At 69.5% G+C, this 25,458-nt stretch carries 18 protein-coding genes and 1 pseudogene; 18 read left to right on the top strand and 1 reads right to left on the bottom strand.

What is annotated here, in order from left to right:
- The first annotated feature begins 28 nt into the window (after positions 1-28).
- The 15 genes from O7620_RS14260 to mmsB all read left to right on the top strand — a co-directional run bounded on the left by O7620_RS14260 (position 29) and on the right by mmsB (position 21,346).
- Positions 29-985 carry an ATP-binding cassette domain-containing protein gene (locus O7620_RS14260; RefSeq protein ID WP_278123395.1) on the top strand — a complete coding sequence of 319 codons (957 nt, stop codon included), beginning with the start codon at positions 29-31 and terminating at the stop codon, positions 983-985.
- Positions 982-1,767 (top strand): ABC transporter permease, encoded by a 786-nt coding sequence (locus O7620_RS14255; RefSeq protein WP_278123394.1) that lies wholly within the window; start codon positions 982-984, stop codon positions 1,765-1,767. Before O7620_RS14260 ends, O7620_RS14255 begins: the two co-directional genes overlap by 4 nt.
- A gap of 573 nt (positions 1,768-2,340) precedes the next feature.
- The gene (gene araB, locus O7620_RS14250) at positions 2,341-4,023 is read left to right on the top strand and encodes a ribulokinase (protein ID WP_151487933.1); all 1,683 of its coding nucleotides are present in this window, start codon (positions 2,341-2,343) and stop codon (positions 4,021-4,023) included.
- On the top strand, positions 4,020-4,712 hold the full coding sequence (locus O7620_RS14245) for an L-ribulose-5-phosphate 4-epimerase (protein WP_278123393.1): 693 nt from the start codon (positions 4,020-4,022) through the stop codon (positions 4,710-4,712). The genes araB and O7620_RS14245 overlap by 4 nt, the downstream gene beginning before the upstream one ends.
- A 136-nt stretch (positions 4,713-4,848) precedes the next feature.
- Positions 4,849-5,829: an ABC transporter substrate-binding protein gene (locus O7620_RS14240; protein ID WP_225854124.1), complete on the top strand. Its 981-nt coding sequence runs from the start codon at positions 4,849-4,851 to the stop codon at positions 5,827-5,829.
- A gap of 187 nt (positions 5,830-6,016) precedes the next feature.
- On the top strand, positions 6,017-7,558 hold the full coding sequence (locus O7620_RS14235; RefSeq protein ID WP_278123392.1) for a sugar ABC transporter ATP-binding protein: 1,542 nt from the start codon (positions 6,017-6,019) through the stop codon (positions 7,556-7,558).
- Positions 7,555-8,625 carry an ABC transporter permease gene (locus O7620_RS14230; protein WP_151487936.1) on the top strand — a complete coding sequence of 357 codons (1,071 nt, stop codon included), beginning with the start codon at positions 7,555-7,557 and terminating at the stop codon, positions 8,623-8,625. Before O7620_RS14235 ends, O7620_RS14230 begins: the two co-directional genes overlap by 4 nt.
- Positions 8,622-9,611: a galactofuranose ABC transporter, permease protein YjfF gene (gene yjfF, locus O7620_RS14225; protein WP_151487937.1), complete on the top strand. Its 990-nt coding sequence runs from the start codon at positions 8,622-8,624 to the stop codon at positions 9,609-9,611. The genes O7620_RS14230 and yjfF overlap by 4 nt, the downstream gene beginning before the upstream one ends.
- Before the next feature lie 26 nt (positions 9,612-9,637).
- Entirely contained in the window at positions 9,638-11,140 is a 1,503-nt protein-coding gene (gene araA / locus O7620_RS14220; RefSeq protein ID WP_151487938.1) for an L-arabinose isomerase, read from the top strand.
- A 515-nt stretch (positions 11,141-11,655) separates the two neighbouring features.
- The gene (locus O7620_RS14215) at positions 11,656-13,752 is read left to right on the top strand and encodes an RICIN domain-containing protein (RefSeq protein WP_278123391.1); all 2,097 of its coding nucleotides are present in this window, start codon (positions 11,656-11,658) and stop codon (positions 13,750-13,752) included.
- A gap of 413 nt (positions 13,753-14,165) precedes the next feature.
- The gene (locus O7620_RS14210; protein WP_278123390.1) at positions 14,166-15,152 is read left to right on the top strand and encodes a LacI family DNA-binding transcriptional regulator; all 987 of its coding nucleotides are present in this window, start codon (positions 14,166-14,168) and stop codon (positions 15,150-15,152) included.
- 225 nt (positions 15,153-15,377) lie between these two features.
- Positions 15,378-17,024 carry a ricin-type beta-trefoil lectin domain protein gene (locus O7620_RS14205; RefSeq protein WP_278123389.1) on the top strand — a complete coding sequence of 549 codons (1,647 nt, stop codon included), beginning with the start codon at positions 15,378-15,380 and terminating at the stop codon, positions 17,022-17,024.
- A 313-nt stretch (positions 17,025-17,337) separates the two neighbouring features.
- Positions 17,338-18,480 (top strand): multiple monosaccharide ABC transporter substrate-binding protein, encoded by a 1,143-nt coding sequence (gene chvE, locus O7620_RS14200; RefSeq protein WP_151487942.1) that lies wholly within the window; start codon positions 17,338-17,340, stop codon positions 18,478-18,480.
- Between the two features lie 80 nt (positions 18,481-18,560).
- Positions 18,561-20,099, top strand: coding sequence for a multiple monosaccharide ABC transporter ATP-binding protein (mmsA, locus tag O7620_RS14195; protein ID WP_151487943.1), 1,539 nt, complete (start codon positions 18,561-18,563; stop codon positions 20,097-20,099).
- Complete coding sequence (gene mmsB, locus O7620_RS14190) at positions 20,096-21,346, top strand: multiple monosaccharide ABC transporter permease (RefSeq protein WP_151487944.1); 1,251 nt, start codon at positions 20,096-20,098, stop codon at positions 21,344-21,346. The genes mmsA and mmsB overlap by 4 nt, the downstream gene beginning before the upstream one ends.
- Before the next feature lie 160 nt (positions 21,347-21,506).
- On the opposite strand, the gene O7620_RS14185 is transcribed toward mmsB, so the two are convergent.
- Positions 21,507-22,859 (bottom strand): DNRLRE domain-containing protein, encoded by a 1,353-nt coding sequence (locus O7620_RS14185; RefSeq protein ID WP_278123388.1) that lies wholly within the window; start codon positions 22,857-22,859, stop codon positions 21,507-21,509.
- Between the two features lie 51 nt (positions 22,860-22,910).
- On the opposite strand from O7620_RS14185, the gene O7620_RS14180 reads away from it, so the two are divergent.
- The 3 genes and pseudogenes from O7620_RS14180 to O7620_RS32080 form a co-directional block, all read left to right on the top strand.
- Positions 22,911-24,185, top strand: coding sequence for an MFS transporter (locus O7620_RS14180; protein ID WP_278123387.1), 1,275 nt, complete (start codon positions 22,911-22,913; stop codon positions 24,183-24,185).
- Positions 24,182-25,165, top strand: coding sequence for a hypothetical protein (locus O7620_RS14175; RefSeq protein ID WP_278123386.1), 984 nt, complete (start codon positions 24,182-24,184; stop codon positions 25,163-25,165). Before O7620_RS14180 ends, O7620_RS14175 begins: the two co-directional genes overlap by 4 nt.
- A gap of 101 nt (positions 25,166-25,266) precedes the next feature.
- A pseudogene (locus O7620_RS32080) lies at positions 25,267-25,452 on the top strand (PhoD-like phosphatase N-terminal domain-containing protein); the annotation flags it as partial.
- Positions 25,453-25,458: the final 6 nt, after the last annotated feature.

Below are 25,458 nucleotides of genomic sequence, written 5' to 3'. Positions count from 1 at the left end.
CCTCCGCTCGTCCACGAATCGAGGAATCATGGCCCGACCCCTACGACCCGCGATCACCGCGAGCGGGCTGCGAAAGTCCTACGGCGACAAGGTGGTGCTCGACGGCATCGACCTGGAGATCGCCGAGGGAACGATATTCGCGCTGCTCGGCCCCAACGGCGCCGGCAAGACCACCATCGTGCGGATCCTGTCCACCCTGATCAACGCCGACGGCGGCGAGGCCCGCATCGCCGGTCACGACCTGAGCCGGGAGGCCGACGCGGTACGCGCCCTGATCGGCGTCACCGGCCAGTTCTCCGCCGTCGACAACCTGCTCACCGGGCGGGAGAATCTGCGGCTCATGGCCGACCTGTGTCACCTGGACCGGGCGGCCGGACGGCGGCGCACCGACGACCTGCTCACCCAGTTCGACCTCGTGGAGGTGGCGGGCAAGCCGGTGTCGACGTACTCCGGTGGCATGCGTCGACGGCTCGACCTCGCGATGACGCTGGTCGGCGAACCCCGCGTCATCTTCCTCGACGAGCCGACCACCGGCCTCGACCCGCGCAGCCGCCGCGCCATGTGGCAGATCATCCGCGACCTCGTCGCCGGCGGTGTCACCATCCTGCTCACGACCCAGTACCTGGAGGAGGCCGACCAGCTCGCCGATCGGGTCGCGTTCCTCGACCACGGCCGGCTCATCGCCGAGGGCACCCCGCGTGAGCTCAAGCGGCTCATCCCCGGCGGCCACGTCGTGCTCCAGTTCGCCGACCAGGCGGGGCTCGACGCCGCGGCGCGCGCCCTCACCGCGTCCACCCGCGACGACGCGGCGCTCACCCTCCAGGTGCCGAGCGACGGTGGGGTCGGGTCGCTGCGATCCCTGCTCGACCAGCTCGACCGTGCCTCGATCAGCGTCGCCGGCCTCGCCGTGCACACCCCCGACCTCGACGACGTCTTCCTCACCCTGACCGGCCAACCCGACCACGAAAGGGCCATGGCGCGATGAGCACCCTCACCCTCGCCGTCCGCGACTCGAGCACGATGCTGCGGCGCAACCTCCTGCACATGCGGCGGTACCCGTCGTTGACGCTCATGCTCGTCGGTCTCCCGGTCATCCTGCTGCTGCTGTTCGTCTACGTCTTCGGTGGAACGCTCGGCGCGGGCCTCGGGCCGACCGGTGACCGCGCCGACTACGCCAACTACGTCACCCCCGGCATCCTGCTCATCACGGTGGTCAGCGCGGCGCAGGGCACCGCCATCTCGGTCGCCATGGACATGACCGAGGGGATCATCGCGCGTTTCCGTACCATGGCGATCTTCCGGCCCTCGGTCCTCACCGCCCACGTGCTGGGCAGTGTGATCCAGACGGTGCTCAGTCTCGCGGCCGTCACCGGCGTGGCACTGCTGGTCGGGTTCCGCCCCACCGCCAACCCGGTCGAGTGGCTCGCCGTGTTCGGCGTCCTCGCCATGATCACTTTCGCGGTCACCTGGTTGGCCGTCGCCCTCGGCCTGGTGAGCGACAGTGTCGAGACGGCGAGCAACCTGCCGATGCCGCTGGTGCTCCTGCCGTTCCTCGGCAGCGGGTTCGTCCCCACCGACTCCATGCCGACGCCGGTGCGGTGGTTCGCCGACTACCAGCCGTTCACACCCGTCATGGAGACCCTTCGCGGCCTGTTGTTCGGCACCGGGATCGGCTCCAACGCGATCCTCGCGGTCGCCTGGTGCGCCGTCATCACCGTGGCCTGCTTCCTCTGGGCCAAGGCCCAGTACAACCGCTCCCGGGCCTGATCCGCGCCACGCCCTCGCGGGCGATCCCGCCCGACGACAGCCCGGCCCCGGTGGGCCGGGCTGTCGCCCTGTCCGTCGACGTGGAGTCGCCGCACCCCCGGAAGACGGCGCCGAGATACTCGAAACGTCGAATGTTATCGATAACACGCTGTGCGCGTCGAGCGGCGTGCCGCGCGCGTCGTCGCCCGGGGCGCTCGACCGTGGGGCCGGCGGTGACCGAGGGCCATGACGTCGATCTGATCAGGGGGCCGTGCCGCCCGGCGATGTTATCGCTGACATCGCCGCTGGACGTCGATCGATCGTGAGTGGAGCGTCGGCTCGCAGCCGTCCGGAGGCCCGGATCTGTCGCCCTGCCTGCCGGGAGGTCTCGGGCCGGCCGTCGGCCGTGTGGGGATCTTGTCGGTCGGCGGATCGGCGCTCGGCTCCGAGGATTGCGGCTTTTGCACCGGTCCGATATCAACGCGCCCGAGTCGGTCCTGCTTTGGCGTTCCGTTACGTAGCTGTTGCGGGCAGATGTCTTGACGAGTCTGGATGTGAGCGTTAACACTATCCCCGTTAACGGTGGAGGTGAACATGAACCGTGTGGACGGAGCTGGCGACCGCTACGTCGTCGGTGTCGACTACGGCACCCTGTCCGGACGAGCTCTGGTGGTCCGTGTCGGTGATGGTGCCGAGTTGGGGACCGCGGTGCACGAGTACGGCGACGCAGTCATCAGCACGGCGCTCCCGGGAGGTCGACAACTACCCCCGGACTGGGCCCTGCAGAACCCGGAGGACTACCGCGACGTGCTGCGGTACGCCGTCCCGGCGGCGGTGTCCGCCGCGGGGGTGGACCCCGCCGCGGTGGTCGGCATCGGCATCGACTTCACCGCCTGCACGGTGCTGCCGACACTCGCCGACGGCACCCCGCTGTGCGAGACCGCCGAGCTGCGCGACCGGCCGCACGCCTGGGTGAAGCTGTGGAAGCACCACGCCGCGCAGCCGCACGCCGACCGGATCAACGCGCTCGCCCACGAGCGGGCCGAGCCGTGGATCGGCCGGTACGGCGGCAAGATCTCCGCCGAGTGGCAGTACGCCAAGGGCCTGCAGATGCTGGAGGAGGATCCGGAGGTCTACCACCGGGCCGAGCGCTTCGTCGAGGCGGCCGACTGGATCGTGTGGCAGCTCTGCGGCGCCGAGACCCGTAACGTCTGCACGGCCGGCTACAAGGGCATCCTGCAGGACGGCCACTATCCCTCCGAGGGCTTCCTCACGGCGCTCAACCCGGACTTCGGCGACTTCGTGTCCAAGCTGGACGGCCCGTTGCTGCCTCTCGGTGCCCGAGCCGGCGCGCTCACCGCCCAGGCGGCCGCGTGGACCGGCCTGCCGGAGGGGATCGCGGTGGCCGTCGGCAACGTCGACGCGCACGTCACCGCCGCGTCCGCGCAGGCCGTTCAACCCGGCCGACTCGTCGCCATCATGGGCACCTCGACCTGTCACGTGGTCAACGGCACCGATCTCGCCGAGGTGGCCGGGATGTGCGGGGTTGTCGACGGCGGCATCAGCCCGGGCGCGTGGGGTTACGAGGCCGGGCAGAGCGGCGTCGGCGACATCTTCGGCTGGTTCGTCGAGCAGGCGGCCCCGGCCGGTGTCGCCTCGCACGAACGCCTCACCGAGCTGGCCGCCGACCAACCGGTCGGCGCGCACGGCCTGATCGCGCTGGACTGGTGGAACGGCAACCGTTCCCTGCTGGTCAACCACGACCTCAGCGGAATGATCGTCGGAATGACCCTGGCCACCCGGCCGCAGGACATCTACCGGGCGCTGCTGGAGTCCACCGCGTACGGCACTCGGATGATCATCGAGGCGTTCGTCGACGCCGGCGTCCCCGTGAACGACCTGGTGATCGCCGGCGGCCTCACCAACAACGCGCTGCTGATGCAGATCTACGCCGACGTGACCAGGCGGCCGCTGAACATCATCGGCTCCGCGCAGGGGCCGGCGCTGGGCTCGGCGATCCACGCGGCCGTCGCCGCCGGCGAGTACCCCTCGATCCACGAGGCGTCGCAGGCGATGGGTCGGGTGCACGAGGCCGTCTACCGGCCGGATCCCGACCGGGCGCGTGCCTACGACGCCCTGTACGCGGAGTACCGGACGCTGCACGACCACTTCGGACGCGGCGGCAACGACGTCATGCTCCGTCTCCGGGCGATCCGTAACGCGGCGGTCGAGACCGCCGCCACCAGGCACGAGACCGCGCTGGAGGTCGTCGCGTGAACACCGAGGTGACCCGACAGATCCGCGAGCTGCGCGAGACCGTGGCACGCCTGCACGCCGAGCTGACCCGCTACAGCCTGGTCGCCTGGACGTCCGGCAACGTCTCCGCGCGGGTTCCCGGCCAGGACCTCATGGTGATCAAGCCGAGCGGTGTCAGCTATGACGACCTTACGGCGGCCACCATGGTGGTGTGCGACCTCGACGGCGTCCTCGTCGAGGGGGACTTCGCCCCGTCCAGCGACACCGCGGCCCACGCCTACGTCTACCGGGCCATGCCGGAGGTCGGCGGCGTCGTCCACACGCACAGCTCGTACGCCACCGCCTGGGCGGCATGCGGGGAGTCGATTCCCTGCCACCTCACGGCACAGGCCGACGAGTTCGGTGGGGAGATCCCGATCGGCCCGTTCGCCCTGATCGGCGGCGACGACATCGGCAAGGGCATCGTCGCCACGCTCGCCGGGCACCGCTCGCCCGCGGTGCTGATGCGTAACCACGGTGTCTTCACCATCGGCCGGGACGCCCGCGCCGCGGTCAAGGCCGCGGTCATGTGCGAGGACGTGGCCCGTACCGCGCACCTGGCCCGTGCCCTCGGGCAGCCCGTCCAGATGGCGCAGGCCGACATCGACGCCCTCTACCACCGCTACCAGAACGTCTACGGCCAACAACCAGTCGCACCGGCGGGTTCCTGACGTCCATCGGACACCCGGAACCGGTCGGTCTGCACCACCGACGCACCAGCACGCACCACCCGCGTACGCCGCATGCGCACCTCGGCGGTTGGCGCGGTCACCCACCACACCCAGCCAAGGAGAACTGATGAGAAAGATGCGAACGCAGCGCGCTGTCGCGATCCTCGCCAGCGTGTTGCTCGTCGGCGGCGTGGCGGCCTGCGGCAACAGCGACACCGGCGGCGGGTCCAAGGACGACGGCAAGATCACGATGGGCTTCTCCCAGGTCGGTGCGGAGAGCGGGTGGCGTACCGCGAACACCACCTCGATCAAGGAGTCGGCCGCCGCCGCGGGGATCGAGCTGAAGTTCGACGACGCGCAGCAGAAGCAGGAAAACCAGATCAAGGCGATCCGCAACTACATCCAGCAGAAGGTCGACGTGATCGCCTTCTCGCCGGTCGTGGAGTCCGGCTGGGACACCGTGCTCAAAGAGGCCAAGGACGCCGGCATCCCGGTCATCCTGACCGACCGCTCGGTCGACTCGGCCGACAAGACCCTCTACAAGACGTTCCTCGGCTCGGACTTCGTCAAGGAGGGCCGGCTCGCCGGTGAGTGGCTGGTCGAGCAGAAGAAGACCGCCTCGGGCCCGGTGAACATCGTGGAGCTGCAGGGCAACACCGGCGCGGCGCCGGCGAACGACCGCAAGAAGGGCTTCGGCGAGGCGATCGCCGTCAACCCGAACCTGAAGATCATCGCTTCCCAGCCGGGTGACTTCACCCGGGCGGGTGGCAAGCAGGTCATGGAGCAGTTCCTCAAGGCGAACCCGAAGATCGACGTGCTGTTCGCACACAACGACGACATGGGTCTCGGCGCGCTCGAGGCGATCACCGCCGCCGGCAAGGTGCCGGGCAAGGACATCACCATCATCACGGTCGACGCGGTCAAGGACGGTATGCAGGCCCTCGCCGACGGCAAGTTCAACTTCATCGCGGAGTGCAGCCCGCTGCTCGGCCCGCAGCTGATGGACCTGGCCAAGAAGGTCAAGGCCGGCGAGGAGGTGCCTGCTCGGATCGAGACCGAGGAGACCACCTTCACCCAGGAGCAGGCCAAGGAAGCGCTGCCCACCCGTAAGTACTGATCGACGCCGGGGCCGCCGCGCACGCGTGGCGGCCCCGCCGCGTCGTCGCCCTTGCCCACAACGGACCGGGCATGGCCGCGACCATCCCCGTACCCGCCCGCCCGGACGATCCGCTGGGACGACCGGGCGGGCGCACGGGAGCGCAGCGGCCCCTTCCGTGTCGACAACCCAGAAGAGGTCTGATGGGATGACGGATAGCCGTCCGGTCCTGACGATGACCGGGATCAGCAAGTCCTTCCCCGGGGTGCGTGCACTCCACGACGTCAACTTCCGGCTCTTCCCCGGCGAGGTGCACGCCCTGATGGGCGAGAACGGCGCCGGCAAGTCGACCCTCATCAAGGTGCTGACCGGCGTCTACGACACCGACGAGGGCACGATCACCCTCGACGGCGAGCCGGTGTCGTTCAACGGGCCGATGCGGGCGACCGCCGCCGGGGTGAGCACGGTCTTCCAGGAGGTCAACCTCTGCACCAACCTCTCGGTGGCGGAGAACATCTTCATCGGCCGCGAACCCCGGGTCTTCGGCGCCGTCCGCTGGGGTGAGGTTCGCCGTCGGGCCCGCGCCCTGCTGGCCCGCCTCGACCTCGACCTCGACGTCAGCGCGCCGCTCGGCTCCTACTCTCTGGCGATCCAGCAGATGGTCGCGATTGCCCGCGCGATCGACATCCAGGCCCGGGTGCTGATCCTCGACGAGCCGACGTCCAGCCTCGACGCCGGCGAGGTGGCGCAGCTCTTCCGCATCATGCGGCAGCTGCGCGACGAGGGTATCGCCATCCTGTTCGTGACCCACTTCCTCGACCAGGTCTACGAGATCGCCGACCGGATCACCGTGTTGCGCAACGGCGGCCTCGTCGGCGAGTACCTGACCACCGAGCTGCCCCAGCTCTCCCTGGTCGAGAAGATGATCGGCAAGGAACTCGACGTCCTGGAGGGCATCGAGGAGCACTCCCGCCGGGATCTGGCCGCGCTGGAGGAGGGCACCCCCCTGGTGGCGGTGTCGAACGTCGGTCGGGCCGGTGCGGTCGAGCCGTTCAGCCTCACCATCCACGCCGGCGAGGTGGTGGGCCTGGCCGGCCTGCTGGGCTCGGGGCGTACCGAGGTCGCGCGGCTGCTGTTCGGCGCGGACCGGACCGACGGCGGTCAGGTCGCGGTGGACGGTACGGCGAGCAGTCTGCGTACCCCCGCCCAGGCCATCGACCACGGCGTCGGCTTCTGTTCGGAGAACCGCCGCGCGGAGGGCATCGTCGCCGACCTGTCGGTCCGGGAGAACATGATCCTCGCCATGCAGGCGGCCCGCGGCTGGCTGCGGCCCATCCCGCGCCGCCGCCAGGACGAGCTGGTCGACAAGTACGTCAAGGCACTCAACATCCGGCCCGCGGACCCGGAGGTGCCGGTACGCAACCTCTCCGGCGGCAACCAGCAGAAGGTGCTCCTGGCCCGCTGGCTGATCACCGAGCCGCGACTGTTGATCCTCGACGAACCGACCCGGGGCATCGACATCGGCGCGAAGACCGAGATCCAGAAGCTCGTGACCCAGTTGTCCGACGGCGGCATGGCGGTGCTGTTCATCTCCGCCGAGCTGGAGGAGGTGCTGCGGCTCAGCCACAAGGTGGCCGTCATGCGGGACCGGCAGATGGTCGCGCAGCTCGCCAACGACGACAGCCTCGACGCCGACCGCATCATGCAGACCATCGCCAGTGGGTCCCACCGGGAGGAGGCAGACCGATGAACGCCACCATGGGCCGCTACCGGGCGGTGACCGGTCACCGGCTGTTCTGGCCCGCGGCCGTGCTGGTCGTCATGCTCGCCGCGAACACGATCTACCGGCCCGGATTCCTGTCGATCGAACTCAAGGACGGGCACCTGTACGGCTCGCCGATCGACATCCTGCGGCTGAGCGCGCCGCTGATCCTCGTCGCGCTGGGCATGACCCTGGTCATCTCGACCGGCGGCATCGACCTGTCGGTCGGCTCGGTGTGCGCGATCAGTGGTGCGATCGCCTGCATGTACATCAGCAAGCAGTCCGACCAGAACAGCCTCGCCGTGGTGCTGACCGCCCTCGCGATGGCGTTGGGGGTCGCGCTGGTGCTCGGCGCGTGGAACGGGGTGCTGGTGGCCGTGATCGGGATCCAACCGATCATCGCCACCCTGATCCTGATGGTGGCCGGCCGGGGCCTCGCCCAGCTGATCACCCAGGGCCAGATCATCACCATCAACTCGGAGCCGTTTCGGGCGATCGGGCTGGGTCACCTGTTGACCCTGCCACTGGCCATCTTCATCGCCCTCGCCGCGGCCCTGCTGGTCGCCGCGTTCACCCGCCGTACCGCGCTCGGGATGATCGTCGAATCGGTGGGCGGTAACGCCGAGGCGAGCCGGCTGGCCGGCATCCGCTCCGGCCGGGTCATCTTCCTGGCGTACGTGCTCAGCGCTGCGTGCGCCGCGATCGCGGGCTTCATGATGACGGCCAACGTGTCCAGTGCCGACGGGAACGCCGTCGGCCTCTGGGTGGAGCTGGACGCCATCCTCGCGGTCGTCATCGGCGGCACGTCCCTCGCGGGCGGCCGGTTCTTCCTCAGCGGCACGATCATCGGCGCGCTGATCATCCAGACCCTGACCACCACGGTGTACGCCATGGACATCTCACCGCAGACCTCGCTGCTGTTCAAAGCGGTCGTCGTCATCGCCGTCTGCCTCATCCAGGCGCCGGCCTTCCGGGCCCGGTTCGTCCGCCGTCGGCGCAACGTCGCGACGCCCAACGCCATCGCCGACAAGCCGAAGGAGCAGGTGCCGGCATGACCACTGGATCGCTCACCGCTGGTCGTGCCCGGTTCCGGCTGCCGAGACGGCAGATACCGGTCCTGGCCACGCTCGCCCTGCTGCTGGTCATGTACGGCATCGGTGTGTCGCAGTACACGGCGTTCTCCAACGTGCAGGTCATCTTCAACGTCTTCATCGACAACGGGTTCCTGCTCGTGGTCGCGATCGGGATGACCTTCGTGATCCTGACCGGCGGCATCGACCTGTCGGTCGGGTCGGTCGTCGCCATGACGGCGATGGTGTCGGCCTGGCTGCTCCAGGAGGGTCTGCCGGCGGCACTGGTGCTCGTCATCGCCCTGCTCATCGGTCCGACGCTCGGCCTGCTGATGGGCTGCGCCATCCACTTCTTCGAGATCCAGCCGTTCATCGTGACGCTCGCCGGGATGTTCTTCGCCCGCGGGATGTGCACGTTCATCTCCGGCTCGTCCATCCCGATCACCGACGGGTTCTGGACCAGGATGTCGCAGGAGCGGATCGGCGACCCGCGGGGCAACTTCGTCTCGATCAGCGTCCTGATCGCCTTCGTCGTGGTCCTCGTCGCCGCGTACACGCTGGCCTACACCCGGCTGGGGCGCAACGTGTACGCGATCGGCGGCAACCCCCAGTCGGCCCTGCTGATGGGCCTGCCGGTGGGGCGTACCCGGATCGCCGTCTACACGATCAGCGGTCTGTGTTCCGCGATCGGCGGGATCCTGCTGTCCTTCTACACCCTGTCCGGCGCGCCCCTGATCGCCGTCGGCATGGAGTTGGACGTCATCGCCGCCGTCGTCATCGGAGGCACCGTGCTCACCGGCGGCTCGGGTTACGTCTTCGGCACGGTGCTCGGCGTCCTGGTCCTGGGCGTGATCCAAACGCTCATCACCTTCGACGGGAGTCTCAACTCCTGGTGGACCAAGATCGTGATCGGCGGCCTGCTCTTCGCGTTCATCCTCCTCCAACGCCTCATCGGAATCCGTTACAAGTGACCGCCCCTCTCGCGGAAGGCAACCCCATGGCACCACACATCGAACCCGAGATCTGGTTCCTCACCGGCAGCCAAGGCATGTACGGCGAGGAGACGCTCCGGCAGGTCGCCGAGCAGTCCCGCCAGATCGCGGCCGCGCTCGACGACTCGCCGCAGATACCCGCCCGCGTGGTCTGGAAGCCCGTCCTGACCAACAGTGGTGAGATCCTGCAGGTCTGCCGGGACGCCGCCGCCCAGGGCGCTGTCGGGGTCATCGCGTGGATGCACACCTTCTCCCCGGCGAAGATGTGGATCGCCGGTCTGGACGCGCTGCAGACGCCGCTGCTGCACCTGCACACCCAGGCCAACGTCCTGTTGCCGTGGAACGACATCGACATGGACTTCATGAACCTGAACCAGGCCGCGCACGGCGACCGCGAGTTCGGGTACATCCAGACCCGTCTCGGTGTCGCCCGCAAGACGGTGGCCGGGCACGTCAGCGACCCGCGGGTCAGCGCCCGGGTCGGTGCGTGGGCCCGCGCCGCGCTCGGCTGGTCGGCGATGCGGTCGTTGCGCCTGGCCCGCTTCGGCGACAACATGCGCGACGTGGCGGTGACCGAGGGCGACAAGGTCGAGGCGGAGCTGCGCTTCGGCGTCTCGGTCAACACCTACGGCGTCAACGACCTGGTGGAGGTGGTCGGCGAGGTCACCGACGCGCAGGTGGACGAGCTCGTCAAGGAGTACGAGGACACCTACCGCGTCGTGCCGGAGCTGCTCTCCTCGGGTGAGCGGCACGACTCCCTGCGCTACGCGGCGCGCCTGGAACTCGGCATGCGCGCCTTCCTGGACGCGGGCGGCTTCCGGGCCTTCACCACGAACTTCGAGGACCTCGGTGGTCTGCGTCAGCTGCCGGGCATCGCCGTGCAGCGGCTGATGGCCGACGGCTACGGCTTCGGTGGCGAGGGCGACTGGAAGACGTCTGTGCTGGTCCGGACCCTCAAGGCGATGTCGGTGGGGGTCGAGGGCGGCACGTCGTTCATGGAGGACTACACCTACGACCTCACCCCGGGCGAGGAACTGGTGCTCGGTGCCCACATGCTGGAGGTCTGTCCGACCATCGCGTCCGGCGTGCCGAACGTGGAGATTCATCCGCTGAGCATCGGCGGGCGGGAGGACCCGGTCCGGCTCGTCTTCGACGCCGCGCCCGGTCCGGCGGTGGTGCTGGGGCTGGCCGACATGGGGGAGCGTTTCCGGCTCGTGGCCAACGAGATCGACGTGGTCGCTCCGCCCCAGCCGCTGCGCCGGCTGCCGGTGGCCCGTGCCGTCTGGCGGCCGCGACCCGACCTGCCGGGCTCGGCCGAGGCGTGGATCACCGCTGGCGCACCGCATCACACCGTGCTGTCCCAGGCGGTGGGTGTGGAGGAGTTGCACGACCTGGCCGAGATGAGCCGGACCGAACTCGTCGTCATCGACGCCGACACGCAGCCCCGCCGCTTCGCCGACGAGATCCGCTGGAACCAGGCCTACTACCGGTTGGCCCGCGGTTTCTGAGGGCGCGGCTGGCGACGCGCCGGCCTGACCGACTCCGGCTCGCTGGCCCCTGGGGGTCCGTCCGCCCTGGACGCCCTGGCATCCGGACAGCCGAGTCGCCCCGTGTGAGTCCCCGCCTCCAGCTGCAGCGAAGCGCCCGCCCCCGTTTCGGGGGCGGGCGCTTCGCGCTTGTCGCGGTCGCCGGTGTCTCGTGATCGTTGGCAGCTGAGCGACCCGACACGCCGCGCACCGCGCTGCCGAGGTGCCACAGATCGTCGCGCCGATCCCGTGTGGCCAGCCCAGGCGCTGCCGGATGTTTCGGCTTGACTACGGTCATGTTATCGATAACATTAAACATCTATCGAGTTCGATGCTTTCGTCAAGCAGGTCTGGTCCCCGCCTTCCCGTCGAGGTCGGCTGGCCCCAGCGGCCTGGCGAGAAGGCTGTTAGCGATCACATTGACGGTCCATTGAGTCGACCGGCGATGCGGATGCCGGCCCGAAACGTCCGGCACCTCAGGCCAGCGAAGGAGGATCATGTTTTCCATCGGTCGGGTTCCCCGGGGCGCGCCACGCCGCCGCGGGTGGATGTCGCGACTCGTGGTCGCCGCGATGGCGGTGGTGGTCGGCGGCGCGGCCGCGGCCGTCGCCCCGTCGCCCGCGTCGGCCGCGACGGTGGACACCAGTGCCTGGTACGTGCTGGTGAACCGCAACAGCGGCAAGGCGCTGGACGTCTACAACCAGGCGACGAACGACGGCGCGCGCATCACCCAGTGGGAGCGCAACGACGGCGCCTGGCAGCAGTGGCAGTTCGTGGACTCCGGTGGGGGCTACTACCGGCTCAGGTCGCGCCACTCGGGCAAGGTGCTCGACGTCTACAACTTCTCGACCGCCAACGGCGCGTCGATCGTGCAGTGGGCCGACGGCAACGGGACCAACCAGCAGTTCCGGCTGGCCGACTCGGCCGGCGGCTACGTCCGGTTGATCAACCGGAACAGCAACAGGGTGATGGAGGTGCAGGGCGCCTCGACCGCCGACGGCGGCAACATCGTGCAGTACGACGACTGGGGCGGCACCAACCAGCAGTGGCAACTCGTGCAGGTCGGTGGGACCACCCCGCCGCCGTCGGGCGGCACGCCGTACTCGAATCCGGTCGTCTGGCAGGACTTCGCCGACGTCGACATCATCCGGGTGGACAACGCCTACTACCTGTCGGCGTCCACCATGCACTACTCGCCGGGCGCGCCGGTGCTGCGCTCATACGACCTGGTGAACTGGGAGTTCGCCGGGCACTCGGTACCCCGGCTCGAGTTCGGGTCGAAGTACGACATGAGTGGCGGTAACGCGTACGTCGACGGGATCTGGGCGTCGACGCTGAACTACCGGCCGAGCAACCGGACGTACTACTGGGCCGGGTGCATCGACTTCGCGCAGACCCACATCTACACCGCGTCCGCCGTCGACGGCACGTGGAGCAAGCACACCACCATCCCCAACTGCTACTACGACGCCGGGATGCTGATCGACGACAACGACACCATGTACGTGGCATACGGCAACGGCACCATCAGCGTCGCGCAGCTGTCCGCCGACGGGAAGTCGCAGGTCCGCGCCCAGCAGGTGTACCAGACGCCGTCGAGCATCGGGACGCTGGAGGGCGCCCGGTTCTACAAGCGCAACGGCGCCTACTACATCTGGCTCACCCGACCGGCCAACGGCCAGTACGTGCTGAAGTCGACGAACGGCCCCTTCGGCCCGTACGAGCAGCGTCAGGTGCTGCTCAACCTGCCCGGCCCGATCTCCGGTGGCGGCGTGCCACACCAGGGCGGACTGGTGCAGACCCAGAACGGCGACTGGTACTACATGGCCTTCGTCGACGCGTACCCCGGTGGTCGGATGCCGGCCATGGCCCCGATCACCTGGACCGGCGACGGCTGGCCCGTGCTGCAAACCGTCAACGGGGCGTGGGGCAGCTCCTACCCGCGACCGAACCTGCCCGCGGCACCGCGGGCGGTGAAACCGCTCACCGGCACCGACACGTTCGCCGGCACCACCCTCGGCCCGCAGTGGGAGTGGAACCACAACCCGGACAACAGCCGGTGGTCGGTCAACAACGGGCTGAACCTGCAGACCGCCACCGTCACCGGCGACCTGTACGCCGCGCGCAACACGTTGACGCACCGGATCCAGGGCCCCACCTCCACCGCCACCATCGAGCTGGACTACTCCACCATGCGCGACGGTGACCGCACCGGCCTGGCGGTGCTGCGCAACTCGTCCGCCTGGATCGGGGTCCGGCGCGACAACGGCTCGACGAGGCTGGTCATGCAGAACGGCCTCACGATGGACGGCAACTGGAACACCACCAGCACCGGCAGCGAGGTGGCGAGCACCGCCGTCTCCGGTGGCCGGATCTGGTTGCGGGCCAACGCCGACATCAGACCCGGGTCCGGTCGGCAGGCCCGCTTCTCGTACAGCACCGACGGCGTGAACTTCACCTCGTTCGGCAACGCCCTGACCCTCGCCAACAACTGGCAGTTCTTCATGGGCTACCGGTTCGCCATCTTCAACCACGCCACGCAGGCGCTCGGAGGCGCGGTCACGGTGCGCCGCTTCGATCTCACGACGCCGTGACACCAGTCACAGGACGACCGGTGGACCGGTGGTGGGCCTGACCGCGTACCCGCCCGGCAGGTGAAGCCCACGTCACCGCGACGTACCGCCGCCGGCCTGCTCCATGCCCTGTCCCCGGGGCGTGCGGCGGGCCGGCGGGGCGTGCGGCGGGCGCCGCACGCCGGATCCCGTGTGCCCGCTTGAGGAGTACGCCGCGAAAGCGTCGCGGATGTTCCCTTCGCGCCGCACGCCGCGCCGGTGTCGGGGGCCGTGGCTGGCGTAGACTGTCGGCGATCCAGCGCTGGTCACCTGGGATTCAGCACCAACGTGGTGGCTGAGCGAGGGGATCGGGCCGGGCCGCTCCAGTCGACGTCGACGGGGCCGCGGGCCGGAGATGTAGCGGGGGGAGTGAAATGGCCGTCCACGGTCCCGCGATGACGGACGTTGCTCGTCTCGCCGGTGTCTCCCATCAGACGGTGTCGCGGGTGCTCAACGGGCACCCCAACGTCCGCGAGCAGACCCGGCTGCGGGTGCGGGCGGCGATCGCCGAGCTCGGCTACCGCCCGAACGGCGCGGCACGCGCGCTGGTGACCGGCCGGTCGCAGGTCATCGGTGTGGTCGCACAGAACACGACCCTCTACGGTCCGGCGTCACTGCTGGCCGCGTTGGAGCAGACGGCCGCGGAGGAGGGTTTCGCGGTCAGCGTGGGCAGCGTCCGTAACCTGGACCACCGTTCCATCTCGGCGGCCGTCGAGCGGCACCTGTCGCACCGGGTCGCCGGGATCGTGGTCATCGCGCCGGTCGAGTCGGCCGGTGAGGCGCTGGAACGCCTGCCGCAGGACGTCCCGCTGGTGACGGTCGACGGTGACCCGAGCCGGCCGGTGCCACTGGTGACGGTCGACCAGGTGGCGGGCGCCCGGGCGGCGACGCGGCATCTGCTCGACGCGGGGCATCGCACCGTCTGGCACGTCTCCGGGCCGTCGGACTGGTTCGACAGCGTCGGCCGCATCGACGGCTGGCGGGAGGCGCTGCTGGCCGCGGGGACGGATCCGCCGCCGCTGATGCCGGGGGACTGGTCCGCGGCGTCGGGTTACCGGTGCGGGCAGATGTTGGCGCGGATGCCGGAGGTCACCGCGGTCTTCACCGCCAACGACCACCTCGCGCTGGGCGTGCTGCGGGCGTTGCACGAGTTCGGCCGACGTGTGCCGGACGACATCAGCGTGGTCGGCTTCGACGACGTGCCCGAGGCCGCGTACTTCATCCCGCCGTTGACCACCGTTCGACCGGACTTCGACGCGGTGGCGCGGGCGAGTCTGCAAATGCTGCTGGCCCAGATCGAGTCGGGCACCGGCGGCGCGTTGCGGCAGAGCGTCGCCCCGACCCTGGTCTCCCGGGACAGCGTCGCCCCGCCACGCCGCTGACCGAGCGATCCGGGTCAATTCATCATGCCGTGACGTCGATCGATAACTGATCGCGCCCAGAGAATGACGTCCGCCGATTCGTCCAGGCGTAACTATTGAACGAGCGGAAATCCCCCCGTAACATGATGGCCGTCACTGTTAGCGTTAACAACATTGGTGCCCAGCTATCGGTCCACGGGTCAGCGATCCTCGTCGTGAGGCGGGCGCCACCGACAAGGAGGCTCGATGAACCGCATCGCCCGAGGTCGTCGTTGGGGAAGCGTACTGGCGGCCGGACTGCTGCTGGCCGGCGCCCTGGTCGGCCTCCGCGCCCCCGCGGCGCAGGCGTTGGAGAACGGGGTGGCCCGCACGCCCCCCATGGGTTGGAATTCGTGGAACTCGTTCGGCTGCAACATCAACGAGGGGCTGATCCGGCAGACAGCGGACGCGATCGTCAGCAGCGGAATGCGCGACCTGGGTTACCAGTACGTGGTGGTCGACGACTGCTGGTTCAACCCGAACCGGGACGCGTCCGGCAACATCCAGGGCGACCCCGGCCGGTTCCCCAGCGGGATGAAGGCGCTCGGCGACTACCTGCACGCCCGGGGCCTGAAGTTCGGCCTCTACCAGGTGCCGGTCGACAAGACCTGCGCGCAGTACTTCGGCTCCTACCCCGGCGCCACCGGCAGCCGGGGTCACGAGGTGCAGGACGCCCGCCAGTTCGCCGCCTGGGGTGTCGACTTCCTCAAGTACGACTGGTGCTCGCCGGAGGGCAGCATAAATGACCAGGTGACCACCTTCGCCACGATGCGCGACGCGCTGGCCGCCACCGGCCGGCCGATCGTCTACAGCATCAACCCCAACAGCATCCACGCGAAGACCGGCCCACAGCGCAACTGGGGCGACGTGGCGAACATGTGGCGTACCACCGAGGACATCACCAACGCGTGGGACACCGGCCAGACCAACGGCTATCCGATGGGCATCCAGAACATCATCAACGTGACCGTTCCGCTGGCGTCGTACGCGAGGCCGGGTGGGTTCAACGACCCGGACATGATGGAGGTCGGTCGCGGTGGCATGAACGACACGGAGATGCGCAGCCACTTCGCGATGTGGGCGATCATGGCCTCGCCGCTGATCGCCGGCAACGACGTGCGGAACATGAACGCCGCGACGCAGACCATCCTCAAGAACGCCAACCTGATCGCGATCAACCAGGACTCGCTCGGGTTGCAGGCGACGCAGGTGTCGTTCGACGGCACGCGTCGGGTGCTGGCCAAGCGTCTCGCCAACGGTGACGTCGCGGTCGCCCTGTTCAACCAGGGCGGCTCGACGACGACGATCTCGACGACGGCCGCCGCCATCGGCAAGTCGGGCACGTCGTTCACGCTGGTGGACGCCTGGACCGGTGGCACCAGCTCCAGCGGCGGGGCCATCAGTGCCAGCGTCCCCGCGCACGGCACGGTGGTGTTCCGGGTCAGTGGGGGCGGCACGACGACCCCGCCGCCGACCACGTCGAGCGCGCTCGTCAGCGCCGCCTCCGGCCGCTGCCTGGACGTGCCGAACAGCAACACGAGCAACGGCACCCAGCCGGTGATCTGGGACTGCAACGGCGCCCCCAACCAGAGCTGGACCGTGAACGGGCAGACCCTGCAGTCCCTCGGCAAGTGCCTGGACGCGCCCCTCAACGCCACGGCCGGCGCCAAGGTGCAGCTCTGGGACTGCAACGGTGGGGCCAACCAGCGGTGGACCCTGAACGCCAGCGGCACGATCAGCGGCGCGCAGTCCGGGCTCTGCCTGGACGTCAACAACAACGGCACGGCCAACGGCACCACGGTGATCCTCTGGACCTGCACCGCGGCGGCGAACCAGCGGTGGTCGCAGCGGTAGCCGATCGGCTCCGCCGCCCGACCGGCCGCGGCGGGCCACCTGAACCGCCGGCAGTGCGGGTGCCCGCGGACGACGATCGTCGTCCGCGGGCATCGGTCTGCGCCCGACGCCCGCCCGACGCCAGTGCAGCGCCGCGACCTGCGCATCGGGCGGATCGGCTCGCTGGCGACGCGTGCGCGGGCGCCTCCGTTACGAGACCGTGACACCGGTATTTCGGATGAGGTGTTGACGTGCCCTATGTGAGCGCTAACACTACCCGAAAGGTGACAGTTGGCCCCGGCACTCGACGGGGGAGTCCAGAGAGGAGAGGCCCGTGGGCAGGAGATTCCTGGTTGCTCTCGGCAGCGCGGTGCTGGCGCTAAGCCTGGCGGCATGCAGTGGCGAGGGTGCGGGCGGCAGTGGGGACAAGAGCGGGGACAAGCCCGGCGACCTGACCATCGGCGTCTCGATGCCGACCCAGACCTCCGAGCGCTGGATCGCCGACGGCAACGCGGTCAAGCAGAAGCTCGAGGCCAAGGGCTACAAGGTCGAGCTCCAGTACGCCGGCGACGACATCCCCACCCAGTCGCAGCAGGTCGACCAGATGATCACCCAGGGCGCGGACGTCCTGGTCATCGCCGCGATCGACGGCACCGCCCTCAACAGCCAGTTGCAGGCCGCCGCCGCCGCGAAGATCCCGGTCATCTCGTACGACCGGCTGATCCGCGGCAGCAAGGACGTCGACTTCTACGTCAGCTTCGACAACTACAAGGTCGGCGTCGCCCAGGGCACCGCGCTGCTCGTCGGCCTCGGCCTGCTGAACAAGGACGGCTCGAAGGGCACGGCGAAGGGCCCGTTCAACGTCGAGCTGTTCGCGGGCTCGCTGGACGACAACAACACGCAGTACTTCTTCGGCGGCGCGATGGACACGCTGAAGCCGTTCATCGACAACGGCACGCTGATCGTGAAGTCCAAGCAGACCACCCCCGAGCAGGTGGCCATCCTGCGGTGGCAGCAGGAGACCGCGCAGAAGCGGATGGAGAACCTGCTCACCTCCAGCTACAACGACGGCTCGAAGGTCGACGGCGTGCTGTCGCCGTACGACGGCATCTCCCGCGGCATCATCACCGCCCTGCAGAACGCCGGCTACGGCAGCGGCGCGAAGAAGCTCCCGGTGGTGACCGGCCAGGACGCCGAGATCGCGTCGATCAAGCTGATCAACGACGGGGTGCAGAACTCCACGGTCTTCAAGGACACCCGCCTGCTCGCCGAGCAGGCCGTGAACGCCGCCGAGGCGTTCCTGCAGAAGAAGCAGCCGCAGGCCAACGACACGCAGACGTACAACAACGGCGTCAAGGTCGTCCCGGCGTACCTGCTGCCGATCGCGACCGTCTACAAGGACGACATCAAGGCTACGCTGATCGACTCCGGCTACTGGACGGCGGAAGAGGTCGCCGCCGGTCAGGCCAAGAAGTAGACCACCCGTCGGGCTCGGCGGGTGACCGCCGAGCCCGACGCCGTGGCGTACCACGTCCGACCTGACAGAGGACAGTGACCATGGACGACACCATCCTCGAGATGCGCCGCATCACGAAGACCTTCCCCGGGGTGACCGCGCTGGAGGATGTCACCCTCTCGGTACGCCGGGGAGAGATCCACGCCATCTGCGGTGAGAACGGCGCCGGCAAGTCCACCCTGATGAAGGTGCTCTCCGGCGTGCACCCCACCGGCTCGTACGACGGGGAGATCCTGTTCGACGGCAAACCGGTGCAGTTCCGTGGCATCCGCGACAGCGAGGCCAACGGCATCGTCATCATCCACCAGGAGCTGGCCCTGGTGCCGTACCTGTCGATCGCGGAGAACATCTTCCTCGGCAACGAGCGGCGCGGTCGCGGCGGGCTCATCGACTGGAACCGGGCCAACGCCGAGGCGGCGCAGCTGCTGGAGTCCGTCGGGCTGCACGAGAACCCGGTCACCCCGGTCATCCAGCTCGGCGTGGGCAAGCAGCAGCTGGTGGAGATCGCCAAGGCGCTGTCGAAGAAGGTGCGCCTGCTCATCCTGGACGAGCCCACCGCCGCCCTCAACGACATCGACTCGGCCCACCTGCTCGACCTGTTGCGGGCCCTCCGGGACCAGGGCATCACCTGCATCATGATCTCGCACAAGCTCAACGAGATCACCGCCATCGCCGACTCGACCACCGTCATCCGGGACGGGCACACGGTGGAGACGCTCGACATGTTGGCCGACGAGGTGACCCAGCAGCGGATCATTCGGGGCATGGTCGGACGGGACATCGACAGCTTCTACCCCGACCGGGAGTCGTCCCCCGGCGAGGAGGTCCTGCGGATCGAGGACTGGACGGTACGCCACCCCGTCCAGGACCGGATGGTCGTCGAGGGCGTCGGCCTGTCCGTCCGCGCCGGTGAGGTCGTCGGCATCGCCGGTCTGATGGGGGCCGGTCGCACCGAGCTGGCGATGAGCGTGTTCGGCCGGTCGTACGGGCGGGACATCAGCGGCCGGCTCTTCGTACGCGGGCGGGAGGTGCACGCGCGCACGGTCGCGGAGGCGATCGACAACGGCATCGCGTACGTCACCGAGGACCGCAAGCGCTACGGCCTCAACCTCATCGACGACGTCCGCCGCAACGTCTCGGCCGCCGCGTTGGACCGGTTGTCCCGGCTCGGTTGGGTGAACGGCAACGAGGAGATCAAGGTCGCCGAGTCGAGCCGGCGGGAGATGAACATCAGGACCACCAGCGTCATGGCGGTGGTCGGCAAGCTGTCCGGCGGCAACCAGCAGAAGGTCGTGCTGTCGAAATGGCTGTTCACCGACCCGGACGTGCTGATCCTGGACGAACCGACGCGCGGGATCGACGTCGGTGCCAAGTACGAGATTTACACCATCATCAATCGGCTGGTGGCCGCCGGCAAGGCGGTGATCGTCATCTCCTCGGAGCTGCCGGAGTTGCTCGGGATGTGCGACCGCATCTACACCCTCGCCGCCGGCCGGATCACCGGTGAGATGCCGGTGGGCGAGGCGACCCAGGAGAGCCTCATGGAGCTGATGACCAAGGACAAGGAGCTCGTCGGATGACCAGCATCAAGACCCCCTCGACGGAGCGCCCGACGCCCTCGGACAGCACACCCGCCGCCGCCCTGCACACCGGGACGAGTGACCTGCGGGCGTTGGTGTTGAACAACCTGCGGCAGAGCGGGATCTACGTCGCCCTGGTCGTCATCGTCGCGCTCTTCGCGCTCCTGACCGACGGTGTGTTGCTGAGCCCCGGCAACATCACCAACATCGTTCTGCAGTACTCGTACATCCTGGTCCTCGCGATCGGGATGGTCATCCTGATCATCGGCGGGCACATCGACCTGTCGGTGGGATCGGTGGTCGCGCTGACCGGGGCGGTCTCCGCCGTCCTGGTGATCCAGCAGGGGCACCCGTGGTGGATTGGCGTCGTCGCCGCCCTGGTCGTCGGCGTGGCGGTGGGCGCGTGGCACGGGTTCTGGGTCGCGTACGCCGGCATCCCGGCCTTCATCGTCACCCTGGCCGGCATGCTGCTGTTCCGGGGCCTCACCCTGCAGGTGCTCGACAACATCTCGCTGTCGCCGTTCCCGGCCGAATACCAGAAGGTCGCCGCGGGCTTCCTCAACGGACTGCTCGGCGGTAACGGCTTCGACGCCTTCACGCTGCTGATCGGCGCCCTCGCGGTGGCCGGCTACGCGGTGAGCGGCTTCCGCACCCGCGTCGCGCGCATCCGCTACCAGCAGCCCGTGGAGTCGTTCCCGCTGTTCGTCGCCCGGGTCGTCGCGGTCGGCGCGGTCATCATGTACTTCGCCTGGCAGTTGGCGCACGCCCGCGGTCTGCCGATCGTGCTGATCATCCTGGCGGCCCTGGTGCTGGTCTACGGCCTGCTCACCCGGCGGACCGTCTTCGGTCGGCAGGTCTACGCGATCGGTGGCAATCTGTCGGCGGCGGCGCTGTCCGGGGTGAAGGTGCGCACCGTCAACTTCTGGATGTTCGTCAACATGGGCTTCCTGGCGGCGGTGGCGGGTGTCATCTACTCGTCGCGGTCCAACGGCGCGCAGCCGGCCGCTGGCAACATGTTCGAGCTCGACGCGATCGCCGCGGCGTTCATCGGCGGCGCGGCGGTCACCGGTGGCGTGGGCACCGTGGTCGGCGCGATGGTCGGTGGTCTGATCATGGCGGTGATGAGCAACGGCATGCAGCTGATGGGCGTCGACCAGTCGACCCAGTCGGTGGTCAAGGGCCTCGTGCTGCTCGTCGCCGTCGCCTTCGACGTCTACAACAAGCGCCGCGCCGGCTCGGCCCGCTGACCCGCGTCTCACGCAGGTGGCCCCTGACCCGCTCTGCGGTCAGGGGCCACGTGCCGTTCAGAGCCCGACTCCGCGATCGTGCACTGTGTGTCGACGATCCGCACCTTGTGCGGCATAAGTCGGGGCAGGAAGTGCACGATCGGCGGGGTGGGGGTGGGGGTTAGTGGCAGGTGGTGGTGCCGCTGTCGTTGTAGGTTTGGCCGGCTACCGGCACGAACTGCCAGTCGTAGCTGTTGGAGTGCAGGGTGAACTTCAGGACACCCCACGCTGAGCTGTTGCGCGCCTCGCTGTTGGGCTGGATGGTGCCGAAGCCGTAGTGGCCGGCACCGCCCATCCCGGCGACGAAGCTCCGCAGCCCCCGGCTGGCGTCGGCGCCACCGGACGGGTTCATCGGCCCGAACCGCTCGTACACGTGGTTGTGCCCCCACACCACGACGTCGGCGTTGTAGTCGTAGAGCGCCTGGTACAGCGGGCGCGTCGACGTCGACGGCGCGTGGTTGGAGCTGGACGTGAACAGCGGGTGGTGCCAGTACGCCAGCGTGCACGGCTTGCTGCTGGCGGCCAGGTCCGCGCGCAGCCACTGCTCCTGCGTCGAGCCGGCCGACATGCTGATGTTCGAGTTCAGCGACACGATGTGCCAGTTGCCGAGGTCGAACGAGTAGTAGCCGCGACCGCTCGGGCCCGCGGACGTACCGAAGTAGGTGTAGTAGCCGGTCGCGCCCGACGTGTTGTAGTCGTGGTTGCCCGGCGACGGGCGGGTACGGGACTTGTGCCGACCCCAGGTGGGCTCGTAGTAGCTGGCGAACTGCGACGTGGTGCCACTGTCGTAGACGTTGTCGCCGGTGGTGAAGACCGTGCCGGAGATGCCGTCGAGCAGCGCCGCGGTGGCGCTGTCGCCCGAGCCGGAGTCGGCGATGTCGCCCGCACCGACGAAGACCGGGTCGCCGGACGGGGGCGGAGTCGTGGTGCCGGTGGCGACCACCAGTTGCGGCGCGTCGGCGCCACTCTCCCGCGTGTCGAAGTACGCGCCGTCACCGCTGGTCGAGGTCGCACCGAAGCTGAACGTGCCGTTGCCGGTGACCGCGGCCGTGACGTCCAGCTCGTACCAGCTGTTGGCGCCGACCGCGCCGATCGAGCCGAGCGTGGCGCCGTCGATGCTCGGCTGGTTGCTCCACGTGGTGCCGGTCTCCGACCAGGTCGTGTTGGACATCCGCCGGAACGTGCCACCGGCATCGCTGCCGTCGTTGCCGCTGATCGTGCGCAGCCGCAGCTTGGCGCTGGTCACCGTGCCGCTGACGCCGCTGACCGTGAAGCGCAGGAACGAGCGTCGCACCGGCGAGTTGTCGACCACGATCTGGGTGGACGTGCCGTAGTTGGTGGACGCGGTGTCGCTCTGGACGTAGGTGTCGGCGACCGGCGTGAACGTCACGCTCGCCGCCGACGCCGCGCCCGCTCCGGTGACAACGACGGCGGCGGTCGCGGCGAGCACCACCGCGACCACCCCCAGTGTCACCGACGGGCGGGGAAATGGCTGACCGTCAGCCGTCGATCCGAGGAGATGCGCGTGTACCTGTCGACCGTCTCCCGACCGGTCACCGGTCCGCCGGGGCCGCGACGCCGACGGTTCGCCATGGTCAGCGGCAACGTGGTGGCACTCGGCACGGTCAGCCTGATCACCGACGTCTCCGCCGAGATGGTGGCGGCCGTCCTTCCGCTCTACCTGGTGCTGGGTCTGCAACTCAGCCCGGTGGCCTTCGGCGTGCTCGACGGCGTCCACACCGGCGCGACGGCGCTACTGCGGGTCGTCGGCGGTTTCGTCGCCGACCGGTTCCGGCGGCGCAAGCTGGTCGCCGGCGCCGGCTACGCGCTCTCGGCGGTCGCCAAGCTCGGCCTGCTGCTCGCCGGTCGGTCGGTGCCGGCGATCGGCGCGGTCATCGCCGTCGACCGGCTCGGCAAAGGCATCCGCAGCGCGCCCCGCGACGCGCTGATCACCCTGTCCACCCCGCCCGAGGCGCTCGGGCGCGCGTTCGGGGTGCACCGGGCCATGGACAGCGTCGGCGCGTTCCTCGGGCCGCTCGCCGCGTTCGCGGTGCTGCTGGCCGTCGGGCAGTCGTACGACGCGGTCTTCGTCACCAGCTTCTGCGTCGCCGCCCTGGCTGTCGTGGTGCTCGTGCTGTTCGTCCGGGAACGCCTCGACGGCGAGCCGGCCGACGGGCCGGACGAGCCCCGGGTCTCCGTCCGCGAGGCGTTCGGGCTGCTGCGCGGCCGGCCGGCCCGGCGGATCGTGCTGGCGGCGGCGCTGCTGGGGCTGGGCACCATCGGCGACGGCTTCGTCTACCTGCTGCTGCAACGCCGGGAGGATCTCGGCCTGCGGTGGTTTCCGCTGCTCGCGGTCGGCACAAGCCTCGCCTACCTGCTGCTCGCCGCCCCGCTCGGTGTGCTCGCCGACCGGATCGGCCGGCTCCCGGTCGTGGTGGGCGGATACCTGGCCCTCGGTGCGACGTACCTGCTGCTGTCCGGCCCGGTGCACGGCTGGCCGGTCCTCGCGCTGACGCTGGCGCTGTACGGCACGTTCTACGTGTGCACCGACGGAGTGCTCATCGCGCTCGCCGGGCCGGTGCTGCCGGCACGGCTGCGGACCACCGGGATCGCGCTCGTCCAGACCGGGCAGGCGCTGGCGTACCTCGTCTCGTCGGTCCTGTTCGGCCTCGCCTGGCAGGCGTGGGGGCCGCAGAACGCGACCCGGGCGGCGGCCCTCGCGGTCGCCGGCGTTCTCGTCGGCACGCTGCTCCTGCTGGCTCCCCCGTTCCGTTCCGTGCCCCGGAGGGTGTCCCGATGACCGCGATGTCGACCCGAGCGAAGATCGCCGTGGTGACCGCCTCGGCGGTGCTGCTGGGTGCCGTGGCGGCCGGCTACGCCGCCACGGCGGCGGAGCCGACCCGCACGCCGCCGCCCGCCGCGGGCGACCGGGCGGTCACCCTCACGCCGGGTCCGCGACTGCTCGCGATCACCGACCGGTACGTCTCCGCCGTCGCCGCGACCGACCCGTCCGGGCCGCGCGCCGTGTCCGGACTGGAATGCCTACGGGTGTACGCCGCGGCCGGCACCGGTGTCTGCCTGCGGCCGGAGAACGCCTGGTCGTACCAGGTCGTCGTGCTCGACTCCGCGCTGCGTCCGACACGCACCCTGAGCGTGCCGGGCCTGCCGAACCGGGCCCGTGTCTCGGCGTCCGGGCAGATGGTCTCCTGGACGACGTTCGTCGGCGGCGACTCCTACACCGCGAGTGGCTTCTCCACCCGTACCGGAATCCTCGACACCGTGACCGGCGCGACGGTGACCTCCCTTGAGGAGTTCGCGGTCACCCGCGACGGTCGACGCCACCGCAGCCCGGACGTCAACTACTGGGGCGTCACCTTCACCGCCGACGACAACCGCTTCTACGCGACCATGTCGACGCAGGGCCGGCGGTACCTCGTCCGGGGCGACCTCGCCGCCCGGACGGTCGAGACGGTGCGGGAGAACGTCGAGTGCCCGTCGCTGTCACCCGACGGCACCCGGCTGGCCTTCAAGGAGGCCGTCGACGCGACCCCGGCGAAGGGCTGGCGGTTGTCCGTCCTCGACCTGGCGACCATGCGGGTGACCGCGACGGCCGAGACGACCAGCGTCGACGACCAGGCCGCCTGGCTCGACGACGCGACGCTTGCCTACACGCTGCGCGCGGACGACGGCCGGCCGGACGTGTGGAGCGTCCCGGCCGACGGGTCCGGCGCGCCGAAGCTGCTGATCCCCGGCGCGGAGTCCCCGTCCCCGCTCACCTGAGGGTCAGGACACCTGACCGCCTTGGCGCGGACAACATCCCGTCATGTCGGATTCCGCGGCGCACCCATCGCCGTTCATCGACGTTCCCGAGGGTATTGACCATGACAAGGCTGAGCCGTCGCATTTTCGTCCTCAGCGGACTGGTTGCCACCGGCGTCGCGGTGACACCCCGCCAGGGTGCCCGAGCCGCCGCGGTGCCGTACCCCTTCAAACTCGGTGTGGCGTCCGGTGATCCGGCGACCGACAGCGTGGTCCTCTGGACCCGGCTGGCACCGTCACCGCTCAACGCCGAC

The organism is Micromonospora sp. WMMD710 (genome assembly GCF_029626045.1).
Taxonomy (GTDB): domain Bacteria; phylum Actinomycetota; class Actinomycetes; order Mycobacteriales; family Micromonosporaceae; genus Micromonospora.
Note: the sequence above shows the minus strand (reverse complement) of the source record. Positions and strands in the feature narration are given on the sequence as shown.